This is a genomic window from Pseudomonas sp. NPDC099000 (assembly GCF_044759925.1).
Taxonomy (GTDB): domain Bacteria; phylum Pseudomonadota; class Gammaproteobacteria; order Pseudomonadales; family Pseudomonadaceae; genus Aquipseudomonas.
Window position 1 is genome coordinate 1 of the sequence record NZ_JBIWAF010000037.1, and the last position, 15,827, is coordinate 15,827.

The window sequence follows — 15,827 nt, forward strand, 5'->3', positions numbered from 1 at the left end:
ACAGTTACAACGGTTACCACTCACCTGTAGCAGCGGAAAAGCTGGCGGCGTGAGAACCGAAAAAAATGTCCAAAATTACTGGACCAGTTCAGGCTTGCCCGCGAAAGCGTCCGGTCGGTCGACATCAATGTTGAATGACAAATCGCCTTCGCGGGCAAGCCACGCTCCTACAGGTACCCGTTTCGTTAAACACCAGAAAGCACAAAGGGGAGCCGAAGCTCCCCTTTAATTTTCGTTGCGCGTGCTCTTTTTTTATTATTGAGGGGCGGTCTGTTGTTGTTTTTAGTGACCGTGACCCTTTACCGCTGTTTTTGTCGATCCCCATCCGGGATCAAGAGCAAACGTATTTTTTTGAGCGCTGATCTACTTTTTCGCTGAGCGATCCAACCAGTTCGGGAGCTACCTGAAGGTAGTTTTATTGTTCTCTGCCCGGTTGCGGGTTGCTCCGAAAAGCACCCTGAAAAGCACATCCTCTCCAAAAAAATCTGTTAGCTGCGTCTCTGCCGTGTTGTTTTTGTTATGTCAGAGTCGTTACGTCTTATTTTTATTAGGTTTGCCGCTTTTTTTATTCTTGTTATGCAGTAGAGATAGCAGAAGCCGTGCCAACTTTAAAAAACTCTTATAAATCAACAGCTTAATATTTTGTCGGATTTTTCGTTCGGACGAAACCAGACAATTTGTTTCCGTGTTACTCGCTTGCGCCCCCCATTTCAGACGCAGCGGTAACACCTCACGCCTCACTGTGCGCTACGAGCCTTGGCCACGCGCGAACCGGTCGGTCGCCCCAGTACGGAGCAAATCTGCTGACCGGCCAGAATCAAAGCGTCCAGGTCAATGCCGGTCTTGATGCCCAGGCCGTTGAGCAGGTAAACCACGTCCTCGGTGGCCACGTTGCCGCTGGCGCCCTTGGCGTATGGGCAGCCGCCGAGGCCGGCGATGGAGCTGTCGAACACCGAGATGCCTTCCAGCAGGCTGGCGTAAATGTTGGCCATGGCCTGGCCATAGGTGTCGTGGAAGTGCCCGGCGAGTTTTTCACGCGGCACATCGGCCGAGACCACCTCGAACATCTTGCGGGTCGCGCCGGCGGTGCCGGTGCCGATGGTGTCGCCCAGGGAGACTTCGTAGCAGCCCATGGCGTAGAGCTCGCGGGCGACCCGGGCGACTTGTTCCGGTGCGACGTTACCTTCATAAGGGCAGCCCAGCACACAGGACACGTAACCGCGCACGCTGACGCCGTGTTGTTTGGCCGCGTCCATGATCGGCACGAAGCGCTCCAGGCTTTCGCTGATCGAGCAATTGATGTTGCGCTGGGAAAACGCTTCGGACGCCGCCGCGAACACCGCGACTTCCTTGACCCCGGCCGCGATTGCATCCTCAAACCCACGCAGGTTCGGGGCGAGTGCGCCATAGGTCACCCCTGGTTTGCGCTGGATCTGCGCAAATACATCGGCGGAGCCAGCCATTTGCGGCACCCACTTGGGCGAAACGAAACTGCCGACTTCTATATAACCGAGGCCCGCAGCGGTCAGCGCGTCGACCAGTTGCACCTTGTCGGCAACGCTGATGGGTTGGGCTTCGTTTTGCAGACCGTCGCGGGGACCGACTTCGACCAGGCGTACGTGGGTGGGTAGGGACATGGGAATCGACCTGCTGTGATTGTCTGAATGTTCACGAACCCTGTAGGAGGGAACTGTGGCGAGGGGGCTTGCCCCCGTTGGGCTGCGAAGCAGCCCAAAACTTCCGATGTATCAAAGATCTTGTGAGTGCTGCGCACTCAAACGGGGATAAATCCCCTCGCCACAGTCGCTCCTACAGGTATCCGGGTGTTTATTGAATGGGTTGCTGGCTCTTGATCGTCTGCTCCAGCGCCTGGGTGCAGCGCTCCTGCGCCGTGTCCAGTTCCAGTTTCATCTGCTCGATGTCGAGCATCTGTTGCTCCAGCTGTTCGCGGCGCTCGGCGATCTTGTTCAACATGGTTTGCAGCTGTTTCTGATTGCCGCCGGTGGGGTCGTAGAGTTCGATCAGCTCGCGGCATTCGGCCAGGGAGAAGCCAATGCGCTTGCCCCGCAGAATCAGCTTCAGGCTGACCTTGTCACGGGGCGTATACACGCGTTCCTGACCGCGTCGCTCAGGGCTGAGCAGGCCTTGCTCTTCATAAAAGCGAATGGCCCGGGTGGTGATGTCGAGCTCGCGGGCGAGGTCGGAAATGCTATAGGTCTGGCTGCTCATGGAAGCGCTCGAAAAAGGTCATGGCGCTAAGCTAATGGCAGGTTGACGTTTACGTCAAGGGGCGCTGATCTGTGGGCCTCTTCGCGAGCAGGCTCGCTCCTACAATGGATCTATGGTGAACACTATATCTGTGTGTACAGAGATCCCTGTGGGAGCGGGCTTGCCCGCGAAGAACGATGACGCGGTCCAACGCCCTACACCTTATCGAGCTTCTTCTCATGCGCCGTCACTTGCTGGCACAACTCGATCATCTGTTCGCGCATCCAGCGGTTGGCCGGGTCCTGGTCGGTGCTTTCGTGCCAGTAGAGGTGAGTTTCCACCGGCGGCACGTCGTTGACCGGCAGGTTCACCGAATACAGGTCATGACGACGGGCAAAGCGCGCCGGCACGGTCATGACCATGTCGGTCTGCTGCAACACCTGGGACGCCATCAAATAATGCTGGGAGCGCAGGGCGATCTTGCGCTGGATGCCCATTTTCCCCAGGGCCAGGTCGACATGCCCGAGGCCGCTGCGGCGGCTGGAGATATGGATGTGGGTCAGCGACAGATAATCATCGAGGGTGAACTTCTCCTTGCCCGCCAGCGGATGGCCCTTGCGCATGGCACAGACGTAACGGTCTTCCATCAACTTGACGTGACGCACCTGCGGGTCGGTATTGAGCGGCGCATCCACGGCAAAATCGAGGCGCCCGGCCGCCAGTTCCTTGGTGGTCTCACGGCGCTTGGACAGGAAGCTTTCGATGATCACCGTCGGCGCCAGGCGGCGCAGGCGCTGGAACAGCGGCGGCAGAATCACCGCTTCGGTCAGGTCAGTCATGCTGATGCGATACGTCTTGACCGCCTGCAGCGGGTTGAAAATCCGGCTTTCCTGCACCGACACCCGCAGCAGAGAGAGGGCGTTACGCACCGGCCCGATGATGTTCTGCGCCATCGGCGTCGGCACCATGCCTTGCGCGGTGCGCACGAACAGCGGGTCGTTGAAGGTCTCGCGCAGTCGGGCCAGAGCGTTCGAGACCGCAGGCTGAGTAATGCCGACAATCTGCCCGGCACGGGTCAGGTTGGCTTCGGTGTAGATCGCGTCGAAGACGATGAAAAGGTTGAGGTCGACCTTGCTCAGATTCATTACGCGGCTCTCTTGTTGTAGGGGCGTTTTTGGCCTTGATGATCACCCGATCATATATCGGTGATGAATGTTAATACACGCCGAGAATAGGCTAGGTAAATTTTCGTAGCTGTTCTAGCATCGATTGCATGACCTGAACAACTCCTCTGAACCCAGTCAAAAAGGTAGAGCTGCCCATGGATTTCGCTTATTCGCCCAAGGTGCAAGAACTGCGTGAGCGCGTGACCGCGTTCATGGACACCTACGTTTACCCCGCCGAAGCGGTGTTCGAGCGCCAGGTTGCCGAAGGCGATCGCTGGCAGCCGACCGCAATCATGGAAGAGCTCAAACTCAAGGCCAAGGCTGAAGGGTTGTGGAATTTGTTTCTGCCTGAGTCCGAACTCGGTGCCGGCCTGACCAACCTCGAATACGCGCCATTAGCGGAAATCATGGGCCGCTCGCTGCTCGGTCCTGAGCCCTTCAACTGCTCCGCGCCGGACACCGGCAACATGGAAGTGTTGGTGCGTTACGCCAACGAAGAACAGAAGCAACGCTGGCTCGAACCGCTGCTGCGAGGCGAGATCCGCTCGGCGTTCGCCATGACCGAACCGGACGTCGCTTCGTCCGACGCCACCAACATGGCCGCCCGTGCCGTGCGCGATGGCGATGAGTGGGTGATCAACGGCAAGAAATGGTGGACCTCAGGCGCCTGCGACCCGCGCTGCAAGATTCTGATCTTCATGGGCCTGAGCAATCCGGACGCGCCGCGCCACGCCCAGCACTCGATGATTCTGGTGCCGGTGGATGCCCCGGGCGTGAAGATCGTTCGTCCGCTGCCGGTGTTCGGCTATGACGACGCGCCTCACGGCCACGCCGAAGTGCTGTTTGAAAACGTACGCGTGCCGTATGAAAACGTCCTGCTGGGCGAAGGACGCGGCTTCGAAATCGCACAGGGTCGCCTTGGCCCGGGCCGGATTCACCACTGCATGCGTTCGATCGGCATGGCCGAACGTGCGCTGGAGTTAATGTGCAAACGTGCGGTGAACCGCACCGCGTTCGGTAAACCGCTGGCACGCCTGGGCGGCAACATCGACAAGATCGCCGACTCGCGGATGGAGATCGACATGGCTCGCCTGCTGACATTGAAAGCGGCGTACATGATGGACACCGTCGGTAACAAGGTGGCGAAGAGCGAGATTGCGCAGATCAAAGTCGTCGCGCCGAACGTGGCCTTGCGGGTGATCGACCGGGCCATCCAGATCCATGGCGGGGCAGGGGTTTCCAACGATTTCCCGCTGGCCTACATGTATGCGATGCAGCGCACCCTGCGCCTGGCCGACGGCCCGGACGAAGTGCACCGCGCGGCGATCGGCAAGTTCGAGATCGGCAAGTACGTGCCGAAAGAGATGATGCGTAGCGGGCAGTAAGACTGCGTCATCGTTCTTCGCGGGCAAGCCTCGCTCCTACAGGGATCACTATTCTCTGTAGGAGCGAGGCTTGCCCGCGATGGCGTCGGCCCATTCACCACAGCAACATCTGACTCAATACACCCAAACCTCAACCCGCCGATTCTTGATCCGCCCCTCATCCGCGCTATTCGCCGCCACTGGCATCTCGGCGCCAAAGCCGCGAATCTCGCGAAACACCACGCCGCTTTTCACCAGTTCCCGCCGCACCGCCATCGCCCGCAGCTTCGATAACAGATCGGCACGTGCCGGATCGCTCTTGGCATCACCAAACCCCACCAGCGTCACCTGCCGATTGGTTTTGCCGCGCTGCTTTATATAGTCGAGCACCCGTGACAAGTCTTGTCGGGCCTTGTTGTCCAGCGTCGCGCTGCCTTCCTCGAAACGGAAATTCACCGACAACCGCTGGGCGTGGCGGCTGAGCGCCTGATAACCCTCGGGCATCAAGGCGTTCGGCGTGACGCTCATGGCCTGCACGGTCTGCGCGATAAAACCGTTGCCCGCGACAATCGCCTGGCCTTTACTGCTTTGCGCGAAGGCCACTAGCGCTTGCGCCCAAGGATTTTTCCCATTGGGCGGCAGGTAAAAGAACAGCCGCCGGGACAGCGGATAATCTTCCGTGGCAATCAGACTATTGAGCGGCAACATGGCTTGGGATTGACCATCGGCAATGGCCACGGCTTTGGCCTGGCGCACGTAAGGCAAACCGATAAAGCCGATGCCTTGCGGATCCTGGCTGACGGCGTCGGACAATTGCTCGCTGGATTCGAAGCGTTTCGCGGCGCTATTGAGTGTTTTCCCACGGCGACTGAGGACCAATTCCTTGAAGGTGTCGTAGGTGCCCGATTGATCATCTCGCGCATACAAGTGAATCGTCCCACCACTGCCGCCGAGTTCTTCCCAGGTTTTTGCCTCACCGCTGAAAATGCGCGCCAGTTGTTCGGTGTTGAGTTGGTTCAGCGGATTTTGCGGATGAAGGATGATCGCCAGTCCATCGATGGCGATGACTTGCTCGGCGCCGGGGCTTTTAAAGTCACCCAAAGTCTTGAGGTCTGCCCGTTCGCTGTCCTTGATCGGGCGCGAGGAGGCGGCGAGATCGGCAGAGGTGGTTTTCAGGGCGCTGAACCCGGTGCTGGAACCATGGGCCGCGACGTCGACCACCACCCGGTGGCCCTGAACCGTTTCGCCGACGATGCGTTGTTCGTTGGCTTTATCCGGGATTTCGCTGTGAACCTTGAGCAGGCCCTGTTCGCGCATCAGTCCTTCGACCAGTGCCGGCCCCAGAGCGGCGCCGATGGTGTTGGAACCCTGGATGCGCAGGACCGGGCCGTTTTCGGCTGCCGGCAAATCGCCCGCCGACGCCGTCAATGGCAAACAGGCGCACAGCATTAACAGAAACGATATGCGCAGCGTCATGCCGGCACCTTGTTTGGCCAAAGGAAGTGCCGGGAGAATAAGTCAGTAAGGTTTCTAAACGATGACAGTGATCGTTCCCACGCAGAGCGTGGGAACGATCAGTAGAAAATGGTCAGCTCAACTCAAGCCAGATTGGCGCATGATCCGACGGTTTTTCCATCCCGCGCAATTCGTAATCCACGCCTGCATCCTTCACCCGCGGCAACAACCCATGGGATGCCATGATCAAGTCAATCCGCAGTCCGCGCTTGGGTTCGTCTTCAAAGCCGCGGCTGCGGTAGTCGAACCAGCTGAAACGGTCGGCCACGTCCGGGTTCAAGTGACGGAAACTGTCCACCAGACCCCAGTTCTTCAAGCGGGCCATCCACTCGCGTTCTTCCGGCAGGAAGCTGCATTTGCCGGTTTTCAGCCAGCGTTTCATGTTGTCCGGGCCAATGCCGATGTCGCAGTCTTCCGGGGAAATGTTCACGTCGCCCATCACCACCACCGGCTGTTCATTGCTGAACTGGCTTTCCAGCAACTGTTGCAGGTCGCCGTAGAAACGCTCCTTGGCCGGGAACTTGGTCGGGTGGTCGCGGCTTTCGCCCTGTGGGAAATAGCCGTTCATGATGGTCACCGGCACGCCATTGGCGTCGGCGAAGGTGCCCCAGATAAAGCGGCGCTGGGCGTCTTCTTCATCGGTGGCGAAACCTTTATGCAGCGCAATCGGTTCTTTACGGGAGAGCAGGGCAACACCGTAATGGCCTTTCTGCCCGTGGAAATACACGTGATAACCCAGCGCCTGAACCTCGGCCAACGGGAACTGGTCGTCGTGGACCTTGGTTTCCTGCAGCCCGATCACGTCCGGCTGGTGCTTTTCGATCAGCGCCGCCAGCTGATGCGGGCGAGCGCGCAGCCCGTTGATGTTGAAGGAGACGATCTTCATGGTCGGCAGTCCTGGCAAAAGGGCGATGCTAGCTGACCTGTAGGAATCGGGCCAGTGTTGAGGCAGGGGAGTCACCTTGTTCTGTCAGACACGCGTTGTCTTTGCCTGCCTCATCGCGGGCAAGCCTCGCTCCCACAGGTTCTGTGGCGTTCACAAATTTTGTGTTCGCTCGAGAACCCTGTGGGAGCGTGGCTTGCCCGCGATGAGGCCAGTCCAGTCGATGAAGATCCAGCCTTGGTCTATACCTGTGGGGGAACTGTATTACCACCCAAAGGCTCGTACCAATAAGAGCGCCGCCATTTTGAGCGGTGCCCCGGGGAGATCTACCGTTATGCCCGAAACCTCGACCGCCATTGCCGATATCCACATGCTCGACAGCGGCTACGCCCACGAAGCGCGCTCCCTGCTGTACCACGCTTACCGGCACGAACCGACCTTCGGCTACCTGTTCGAGGCCGAACGTCCCGGCTATGAACATCGTGTGCGGGCGACGGTGCGCGAACTGGTCAAGCAACACTTTCTTCAGGATCTGCCGGCGATCGGCCTGCTGGTCAACGATCGCCTGATCGGCATCGCCCTGATCGCCCCGCCGCAACGTCGGCTGGGCATCACTGAAAGCTGGGCCTGGCGTTTGCGCATGGTACTCAGCACCGGTTTTCGTTGCACCCGCCGCTACCTCGATTACCACGCCGCCGTGGCGGCCTGCGTGCCGTCCGACTCGGTGCACGTCCTGCCGTTGCTGGGGATTCATCCGCAGTTCCAGGGCCAACACTTCGGCGAGCAATTGCTGCAAGCGGTGCATAACTGGTGTGCCGTGGATGAAACCTCCCAGGGCGTGATCCTTGATACCGGGAATCCACGTTATCTGGAGTTCTATAAGCGCCAGGGCTACGAGGAAATTGGCGAGGTCGCCGTAGGACCGATCCGCGAACACGTGTTTTTCCACGCCAATCCCCAGGTGTTACAAACAGCAACGGCATAACGGTAGAACTTTCACGCCACGCCAGGCTCTATCACGCTCCTACGCTCGTGATAGCATCCGCGCCTATGAAGTTTCCAGGAAGATTTACCAGTGGCGTGCTGATGCTGTTCACCAGCTGCGCGGCACTGGCGCAAAGTGAATTGGATGTGCGGATCAAACCGTCCAACGATGAACTGAAAGCCAATATAGAGGGCTATATCGGCAGCCTCGGCGACCGTGACGAAGAAGCTTTGCTGCGCTTCAGTCGTGGCGCCGAGGAACAGGCGCGCAAGGCCGCCCAGGCCTTGGGCTATTACCAGCCGCAGATCGACAGCGACGTGAAGGGCGGCAAAACGCCGCGCCTGATACTCAACATCGACCCCGGCGAGCCGGTGCATTTGCGCAACGTCACGATTCGCGTCGACGGCCCGGCGGCCTCCCTCAAAGCCTTTCGTGTCCCCAAAAGTGCTGCGCTGACAACCGGCGCGGTGCTTAACCATGGCCGTTATGAAGACGCCAAGAAACTGATCCAGAATCAGGCCTCGCGCTATGGCTTCTTCAGCGGCCACTTCACTCATCAGACGTTGTCGGTGGACCCGCGCGCCGGCGTCGCCGACATCGACCTCGTCTATAACAGTGGCCCGCGTTATGCCCTGGGCAAGGTCAGTTTCGAGGGCGACACGCCATTCGATGAAGACCTGCTGCGGCGCATGGTGCCGTTCAAGGAAGGCGCACCTTATGACTCCGAACTGATTGCCGAGCTCAATCAGGCGATGCAATCGAGCGGCTATTTCGAAAGCGTGCGGGTGGATGCGGCGCCGACGGCGTCGAAGAACGATGTGATCCCGGTCGACGTCAAACTGGAAACCCGCAAGCCGCGGACCATGGGACTGGGGTTGGGCTATTCCACTGACGTTGGCCCCCGGGTCAAGGCCAACTGGACCCGGCACTGGGTCAACCCGCAGGGGCACAGCTATGGCTGGGAGACCGAAATCTCGGCGCCACGACAGAACGTCGGGGTGTTCTACGACATCCCCCTGGACCCGCCGCTGACCGACAAATTGCGCTTCGCCGGCGGTTATCAAAACGAAGAAATCGCCGACAAGGACTCTCTCAGCAAACTCCTGACCGTCGGTCCCGAATGGCACAGCAAGTTGCCCAGCGGTTGGCAGCGGGTGGTGTCGCTCAAGTGGCAACGCGAGGAATACCGGCTCGGCGATGACTCGGGGCTCAGCACATTGCTGATGCCCGGCGTCAGTTATTCCTACCTGAAAAGCGACAACCGCATCGACCCGCACAACGGTTATCGCCTGGAGTTCGAAACCAAAGTGGCCAAGGAAGGCTTGGGTTCGGACAACAACCTGGTGTACGGCACCGCGCTGGTCAAAGGCTTGACCACGGTGTTCGATAAGCACCGTTTCCTCGGTCGGGTGCAGGTCGGCGGTAGCGCCACCAACGGCTACAAGTCGATACCGCCGTCGTTGCGCTTTTTCGCCGGTGGCGATCAGAGCGTGCGCGGCTACGACTATCAGAGCCTGTCCCCGGAGAACTCCGAGGGCGACCGTATCGGTGGCCGCTACATGATCGCCGGCAGCGTCGAATATCAGTACTCCGTCGCCGAAAAATGGCGGGTCGCAACCTTCGTTGACCAGGGCAACTCCTTTAATACACTCGAACTGCCGAACCTCAAGACCGGCGTGGGTATCGGCGTGCGCTGGGTTTCTCCGGTGGGGCCGATTCGTCTCGACCTGGCCCACGCGATGGACGACGACGGCGGCATTCGACTGCACTTTTCCATGGGGCCTGAGCTGTGAAGCGTGGTTTGAAAATAACGCTGCTGGCGATTCCGGCGCTGCTGATGCTGGTCGTCCTGGCCGTGACCACGGTGCTCGGCACCGCGACGGGCAGCCGTTGGGCGCTCGGCTGGGTGCCGGGCCTGACCATGGAGAATTTCCAGGGCCGATTGGGCGGGCAGTGGAGTGCCGATCATCTGTTGTGGCAGCAAGACACCAGCCGGGTTGAACTGAGCAAAGCGATATTCGCCTGGTCGCCGTTGTGCCTGACGCGCATGACCTTGTGCATCGAGCAATTGAAGGCCGATCAGGTCAGCCTGCAATTTCCACCGGGTAGCGATGAAGACAGCAGCGGCGATATCAAGCTTCCAGATCTGAAGTTACCGTTGGCGATCGAACTGGGCGATGTGCAGGTCGGCAGTCTGTTGTTCAACGGCAGCGAAGAACTCAAAGGCTTGCAACTGGCCGCGCACTGGACGGCGCAAGGGTTGCAGATCGACTCGGTGAAATTGCAGCGTGACGAGCTCAGCCTGAACCTGTCCGGCCTGCTGCAACCCAGCGGCAACTGGCCGCTCAAGGCCCAAGGCACGTTAACCCTGCCGGCCCCCGAGCCTTGGCGCCTGGCGTTGCAGGTGGACGGCGACCTGCTGAAAACCCTGAACCTGAAAGCCGACAGCAGCGGTTACTTGAACGGGCAACTGACTGGCGAGCTGCAACCGCTGGTGGACAACCTCCCGGCGAAAGTACGGATCACCGCCGACGGCTTCAAGCCCAGCGCCGATCTGCCGGACACCTTGCAACTCAACCAGCTGGAACTCACCGGTGACGGCGACCTGAAGAACGGTTACCAATTGCTCGGCAAAGCCACGCTGCCTGCTGAAAAAGGCCCGGTCGCGTTGCTGCTGCAAGGCAAGGTCGACGCCAACGGCGCGCAGATTGCTGCTCTCGACCTGAGCGCCAACGACAAGCAAACCCTCAAGCTCACCGGCAACCTCGACTGGAGCAAAGGCCTGAGCGCCGACGCGAAGATCGATTGGCTGGATTTCCCCTGGCACCGTCTCTATCCGCTGATCGACGAGCCAGACGTGGCATTGCGCAGCTTCAACGGTGAAGTCTCCTACACCGACGGCCAATACATCGGTCACTTCAAATCGGCACTCGATGGCCCGGCCGGTGCATTCAGCCTCGAGAGCCCGTTCAGCGGCGACCTGACGAAAATCTATCTGCAACAAATTCAACTCGAAGCCGGGCAAGGCAAGGCCGAAGGGCATCTGAACCTGCAATTTGCCGATGGCATCGCCTGGGACACCGCGCTCGATCTTTCGGCGATCAACCCTGCGTATTGGGTCGCGGAGTTGCCGGGCACGCTGGCCGGACCGTTGCGCAGCAAAGGCGAGATGAAGAATGAAAAGCTCAGCCTGAATGCCGACCTCGATCTCAAAGGCAAACTGCGCGGGCAACCGGCGGTGCTTCAGGCCAAGGCCGATGGCGGCGGTGAACAATGGAACCTCAACGCGCTGCAAATCCGCCTCGGTGACAACAGCATCACCGGCAAGGGCAGCCTGCAACAGAAGCTCGCCGGCCAGATCGACATCAAGCTGCCGCGCCTGGCCCAACTCTGGCCGCAACTGCGTGGTCAGCTCAACGGCCGCGTCGATGTCGCCGGCACGCTCAAGGCGCCCCAAGGCAAGCTCGGTCTGCAAGGCACGCAACTGGCTTTCGAAGACAATCGCCTGCAAAGCCTGAACCTCGATGCGACCCTCGACGGCGCGCAACGGGCGAAAATCGACCTCAAGGGCAGCGGCATTCAGGCCGGTGACACCTCGCTGGGCACGCTGACGGCCAGCGGCCAGGGCGATATCAAGCACCAGAAACTCACCCTTGATCTGCAAGGGCCGAAGCTGAAACTGGCGCTCGGTCTGGACGGAAATCTGGACCAGGGCAACTGGCGCGGGCGTCTGGCCAGCGGCGATATCCAGGCCGGCGGCCAGGACTGGAAGCTGCAAGGGCCGGCGAAACTTGAACGGCTGGCGGACGGCAAGATCAATTTCGGCGCCCATTGCTGGATGTCCGGCGCGGCCAGTCTGTGTGGCGAAGACCAGCGTCTGATGCCCGAGCCGAAGCTGCGTTATCACCTCAAGCAATTCCCGATTGAAAGCCTCGCGCAATGGTTGCCGAAGGAGTTCGCCTGGAAGGGCAAGCTCAACGCCGACCTGCAACTGGACCTGCCCGCCAGTGGCCCGAACGGCCAGATCAGCGTCGATGCCAGCGGCGGCACGTTGCGCATGAAGGAAAAGGATCAGTGGCTGGATTTTCCGTACCAGACCCTGAAGCTCACCAGCAAACTCACGCCTAAACGCATCGACACCGACCTCAACTTCGTCGGCGGCAAGCTCGGCGAACTGATGGTGCAGGCGCAGATCAATCCACTGCCAAAAAACAAACCGCTCACCGGTTCGTTCCGTCTCAGTGGCCTGGACCTGTCAGTGGCGCGACCGTTTGTGCCGATGGTCGAGAAATTCACCGGCCGCTTGAATGGCAGTGGCACGCTCTCCGGCGATCTGCTGGCGCCGCTGGTGAACGGCAATCTGCTGCTCAGCGACGGCGAGGTGTCCGGGCCTGAATTGCCGATGGAATTGCAGGCCTTGCAGCTTCAAGCGCAGATCGCCGGTGAAACGGTGCAGTTGAACGGCGGCTGGAAAAGCGGCAAGAGCGGGCAGGGCAGTCTCAACGGCCACATCGCCTGGGGTCAGGCACTGGTGGTGGACCTGACGCTCAAGGGCTCACAGTTGCCCGTCACCGTCGAACCCTACGCCAAGCTGGAAGTGGCGCCGGACCTGAAGATTTCGATGAAGGACGACGAACTGGCGATCGCCGGCAAAGTGCGGGTGCCTAAGGGTGAAATCACCGTGCGCGAGTTGCCGCCGTCGACGGTCAAGGTCTCCGATGACACGGTGATCGTCGGCCAGCAGACCGAGGAGGGCAAGCCGCCGCTGGCCATGAAGATGGACATCGACGTGGTGGTGGGTGAGGACAAACTCAGCTTTGCCGGGTTTGGCCTGACTGCCAACCTGCAAGGGCATGTGCACATCGGCGACAACATGGACACCCGTGGCGAGCTCTGGCTGAACGATGGACGATATCGAGCCTATGGTCAGCGGCTGACGGTGCGTCGCGCACGGCTGTTGTTCGCCGGTCCGATTGACCAGCCGTATCTGGACATCGAGGCCATTCGCCAGACCGACGACGTGATCGCCGGCATTCGCCTCAGCGGCAGCGCCGAGCAGCCGACCACGCAGATTTTCTCCGAACCGGCGATGAGCCAGGAACAGGCCTTGTCCTATCTGGTGCTGGGGCGTCCGCTGAGCACTAGCGGTGAAGACAACAACATGCTGGCCCAGGCGGCGCTCGGGTTGGGACTGATGGGCAGTTCGGGGGTGACTGGCAAACTGGCCACTGACCTGGGGATTCAGGACTTCCAGCTCGACACCCAGGGCAGCGGTAATACCACCAGCGTCGTCGCCAGCGGCAACCTCTCGGAAAAACTCAGCCTGCGCTATGGCGTTGGCGTGTTCGAACCGGCCAACACCATTGCCTTGCGCTACAAGCTGAGCAAGAAGGTTTACCTCGAAGCCGCCGGCGGCGTGGCCAGTTCGCTGGACATCTTCTATAAGCGGGATTTCTGAGTCCCTGCGCGATCCCTGTGGCGAGGGGGTTTACCCCCGTTGGGCCGCGTAGCGGCCCCAAAACCTGCAACTTCATTCCTCCTGAAACCCTGCAAATCGAAAAGCGACGACTGCTTCGCAGCCGAACGGGGCGGTGCGGCGTTCCGACAAGCCCCCTCGCCACAGGGATTTTCGGTGTCCGCTCGTGAGCCATTTATCAGTCAAATACAAAGCTTCCTAACTATTGCGTTGACATTCGCTGCCTAGGCAGTAACATCTCGTCATGCATTCTCTGCCTAGGCAGCTAATTGGTGGTCAGATGAAACATTTCACCCCAGACGCATTCCACACTTGCCATCTCGGTCTCCTGCTCGGGCGCGCTGCGCTGCTCAAGGACCGGATCATCGACACGCACATGGAACCCCACGGCATCACCGCCGCGCAGTTCAAAGTGCTGATCATCATGGCCCAGTTCGGCGTCGATACACCGGCCGAGCTGTGCCGTCACCTGTCGCTGGACAGCGGTTCGATGACCCGCATGCTCGATCGTCTGGAACAGAAAGGTTTCCTCGCCCGCCGACGTTCCGAGGCGGATCGCCGTCAGGTGCAACTGGTGCTGACCGAGCAAGGCCAGCAATTGACTGACCGCCTGCCGGAAATCGGCGCCGACGCCATGAATGAATTGGCTGGCGCGATCACCCCGGAGGAGCTGAAAACCCTGGAACAGATCCTCAAGAAAATCCTTGTGGCAGCCGGTGACTCGATCACCTTGCTGCGGGTAGGTGACCAATGAGCAGTAAAACCCTGCGTGCCGGCCTTAGCCTGGTGCTGGCGACCATGACCCTGGCCGGTTGCGCCAGCTACAGCGGCCTGACCACCGAAGGCAAAAGCCTCGATGCGAAAACCCTCAAGGCCGGGCAATCCCTGAGCGGCGTTACCTTGTCGCCTGCGGCCTGGCCGAAAAGCGACTGGTGGAAAAGCCTCGGCGACCCACAGCTCGACGGCTTGATCCGCGAAGCCCTGCACGACAGCCCCGACATGCAAATCGCCGACGCCCGTGCCCACCAAGCCAGCGCCGCCGCTTATGCAGCGGATGCCGCACGCATGCCGACCCTCGATGCCAGTGCCGGCGTCAGCCGTTCGCGTCTGGCCCGGGATCAGGACCCGAGCGGGCAGGGTGGCACGTACTCCACCGTGCGCAACATCGGTGCCAGTTTCAATTACAACTTTGACCTGTGGGGCGGTCAGCGGGATGCCTGGGAAGCTGCGTTGGGCGAAGCCCGTGCGGCCGAAGTCGATCAGCAGGCCGCGCAACTGACCTTGTCCGCCGACGTGGCTCGCGCCTACAGCGATCTGGGTCAGGCGCACATCGTCTATGACCTGGCCAATGAAGACCTCAAGCGCACCAAGCAAATGCTCGACCTGAGCCAGCGCCGCCTGAGCTCGGGGATCGACAGCCAATACCAGTTCCAGCAAACCGAAAGCCTGGAGGCCAGCTCCGAAGCGAGCCTGATCGACGCTGAAAAACGCCTGCAAAGCGCGAAAATCGCCTTGGCTGTGTTGCTCGGCAAAGGCCCGGATCGTGGCAATGAAATCGCCCGGCCGAAGATTCTGCAAGCCAGCGCCGTGGCGTTGCCATCGGTGTTGCCGGCCGAGTTGCTCGGTCGTCGTCCAGACCTGGTGGCCGCACGCTGGCGGGTCGAGGCCGCGAGCAAGAACATCGCCGCCGGCAAGACCCAGTTCTACCCCAACCTCAACCTGAGCGCCGCGGCCGGTGCCGAATCGTTGCTGGGTGATGCGATGTTTGGTTCGGCAAGCCGTTTCTTCAACGTTGCGCCAACCATCTCCGTGCCGATTTTCGATGGCGGCCGCTTGCGTGCCGACCTCGATTCCCGCGACGCCGATTACGACCTCGCAGTGGCGCAGTACAACAAAAGCCTGGTGAAAGCCCTGGGGGATGTCAGCGACACCATCAACCAGTTGCGCGATATCGGTCGGCAGATCGGGGCTCAGCAGCACGCCACCGACATTGCCCAGGATTCTTACAACACCGTGGTCCAGCGTTACGGTTCCGGCATCGGGAATTACCTGGACGTGCTCAGCATCGAGCAGCAATTGCTCCAGGCCCAGCGTCAGCTGGCCAACCTGAATGCCGAGCAGATCGACCTGTCGATCCAACTGATGCAGGCGCTGGGCGGCGGCTTCCAGGGCGAAACCCTGACCGCAGCCAACGCACTCCCAGCCACGCAGCACAACTAATTCAAGGTAT

Annotated in this window: 11 protein-coding genes; 6 read left to right on the forward strand and 5 right to left on the reverse strand. The window is 60.2% G+C overall.

Going from position 1 to position 15,827, the window contains the following annotated elements; all coding sequences use genetic code 11:
- Nucleotides 1-737: 737 nt before the first annotated feature.
- The 3 genes from ACIQV9_RS26420 to ACIQV9_RS26430 form a co-directional block, all read right to left on the reverse strand.
- Nucleotides 738-1,637, reverse strand: coding sequence for a hydroxymethylglutaryl-CoA lyase (locus ACIQV9_RS26420; RefSeq protein ID WP_403107722.1), 900 nt, complete (start codon nucleotides 1,635-1,637; stop codon nucleotides 738-740).
- A 190-nt stretch (nucleotides 1,638-1,827) separates the two neighbouring features.
- Nucleotides 1,828-2,229 (reverse strand): MerR family DNA-binding transcriptional regulator, encoded by a 402-nt coding sequence (locus ACIQV9_RS26425; RefSeq protein ID WP_403107724.1) that lies wholly within the window; start codon nucleotides 2,227-2,229, stop codon nucleotides 1,828-1,830.
- A 194-nt stretch (nucleotides 2,230-2,423) separates the two neighbouring features.
- Complete coding sequence (locus ACIQV9_RS26430; protein WP_403107726.1) at nucleotides 2,424-3,353, reverse strand: LysR family transcriptional regulator; 930 nt, start codon at nucleotides 3,351-3,353, stop codon at nucleotides 2,424-2,426.
- Between the two features lie 176 nt (nucleotides 3,354-3,529).
- On the opposite strand from ACIQV9_RS26430, the gene ACIQV9_RS26435 reads away from it, so the two are divergent.
- On the forward strand, nucleotides 3,530-4,759 hold the full coding sequence (locus ACIQV9_RS26435; RefSeq protein WP_095053146.1) for an acyl-CoA dehydrogenase: 1,230 nt from the start codon (nucleotides 3,530-3,532) through the stop codon (nucleotides 4,757-4,759).
- Nucleotides 4,760-4,873: 114 nt separating this feature from the next.
- Here the strand turns inward: ACIQV9_RS26435 and ACIQV9_RS26440 are convergent, their stop codons facing one another.
- Nucleotides 4,874-6,214 carry a substrate-binding domain-containing protein gene (locus ACIQV9_RS26440; RefSeq protein WP_403107728.1) on the reverse strand — a complete coding sequence of 447 codons (1,341 nt, stop codon included), beginning with the start codon at nucleotides 6,212-6,214 and terminating at the stop codon, nucleotides 4,874-4,876.
- 112 nt (nucleotides 6,215-6,326) lie between these two features.
- A complete protein-coding gene (gene xthA, locus ACIQV9_RS26445; RefSeq protein WP_403107730.1) occupies nucleotides 6,327-7,139 on the reverse strand; it encodes an exodeoxyribonuclease III in 813 nt (270 codons plus the stop codon).
- Nucleotides 7,140-7,470: 331 nt separating this feature from the next.
- Here xthA and ACIQV9_RS26450 point away from each other — a divergent pair, with 331 nt between their 5' ends.
- The 5 genes from ACIQV9_RS26450 to ACIQV9_RS26470 all read left to right on the forward strand — a co-directional run bounded on the left by ACIQV9_RS26450 (nucleotide 7,471) and on the right by ACIQV9_RS26470 (nucleotide 15,817).
- Entirely contained in the window at nucleotides 7,471-8,121 is a 651-nt protein-coding gene (locus ACIQV9_RS26450) for a GNAT family N-acetyltransferase (RefSeq protein WP_403107732.1), read from the forward strand.
- Nucleotides 8,122-8,186: 65 nt separating this feature from the next.
- Nucleotides 8,187-9,914 carry an autotransporter assembly complex family protein gene (locus ACIQV9_RS26455; protein ID WP_403107734.1) on the forward strand — a complete coding sequence of 576 codons (1,728 nt, stop codon included), beginning with the start codon at nucleotides 8,187-8,189 and terminating at the stop codon, nucleotides 9,912-9,914.
- Nucleotides 9,911-13,579, forward strand: coding sequence for a translocation/assembly module TamB domain-containing protein (locus ACIQV9_RS26460; protein WP_403107736.1), 3,669 nt, complete (start codon nucleotides 9,911-9,913; stop codon nucleotides 13,577-13,579). The genes ACIQV9_RS26455 and ACIQV9_RS26460 overlap by 4 nt, the downstream gene beginning before the upstream one ends.
- A gap of 298 nt (nucleotides 13,580-13,877) precedes the next feature.
- The gene (locus ACIQV9_RS26465; RefSeq protein WP_403107738.1) at nucleotides 13,878-14,351 is read left to right on the forward strand and encodes a MarR family winged helix-turn-helix transcriptional regulator; all 474 of its coding nucleotides are present in this window, start codon (nucleotides 13,878-13,880) and stop codon (nucleotides 14,349-14,351) included.
- On the forward strand, nucleotides 14,348-15,817 hold the full coding sequence (locus ACIQV9_RS26470; protein ID WP_403107740.1) for an efflux transporter outer membrane subunit: 1,470 nt from the start codon (nucleotides 14,348-14,350) through the stop codon (nucleotides 15,815-15,817). The genes ACIQV9_RS26465 and ACIQV9_RS26470 overlap by 4 nt, the downstream gene beginning before the upstream one ends.
- Nucleotides 15,818-15,827 lie beyond the last annotated feature (10 nt).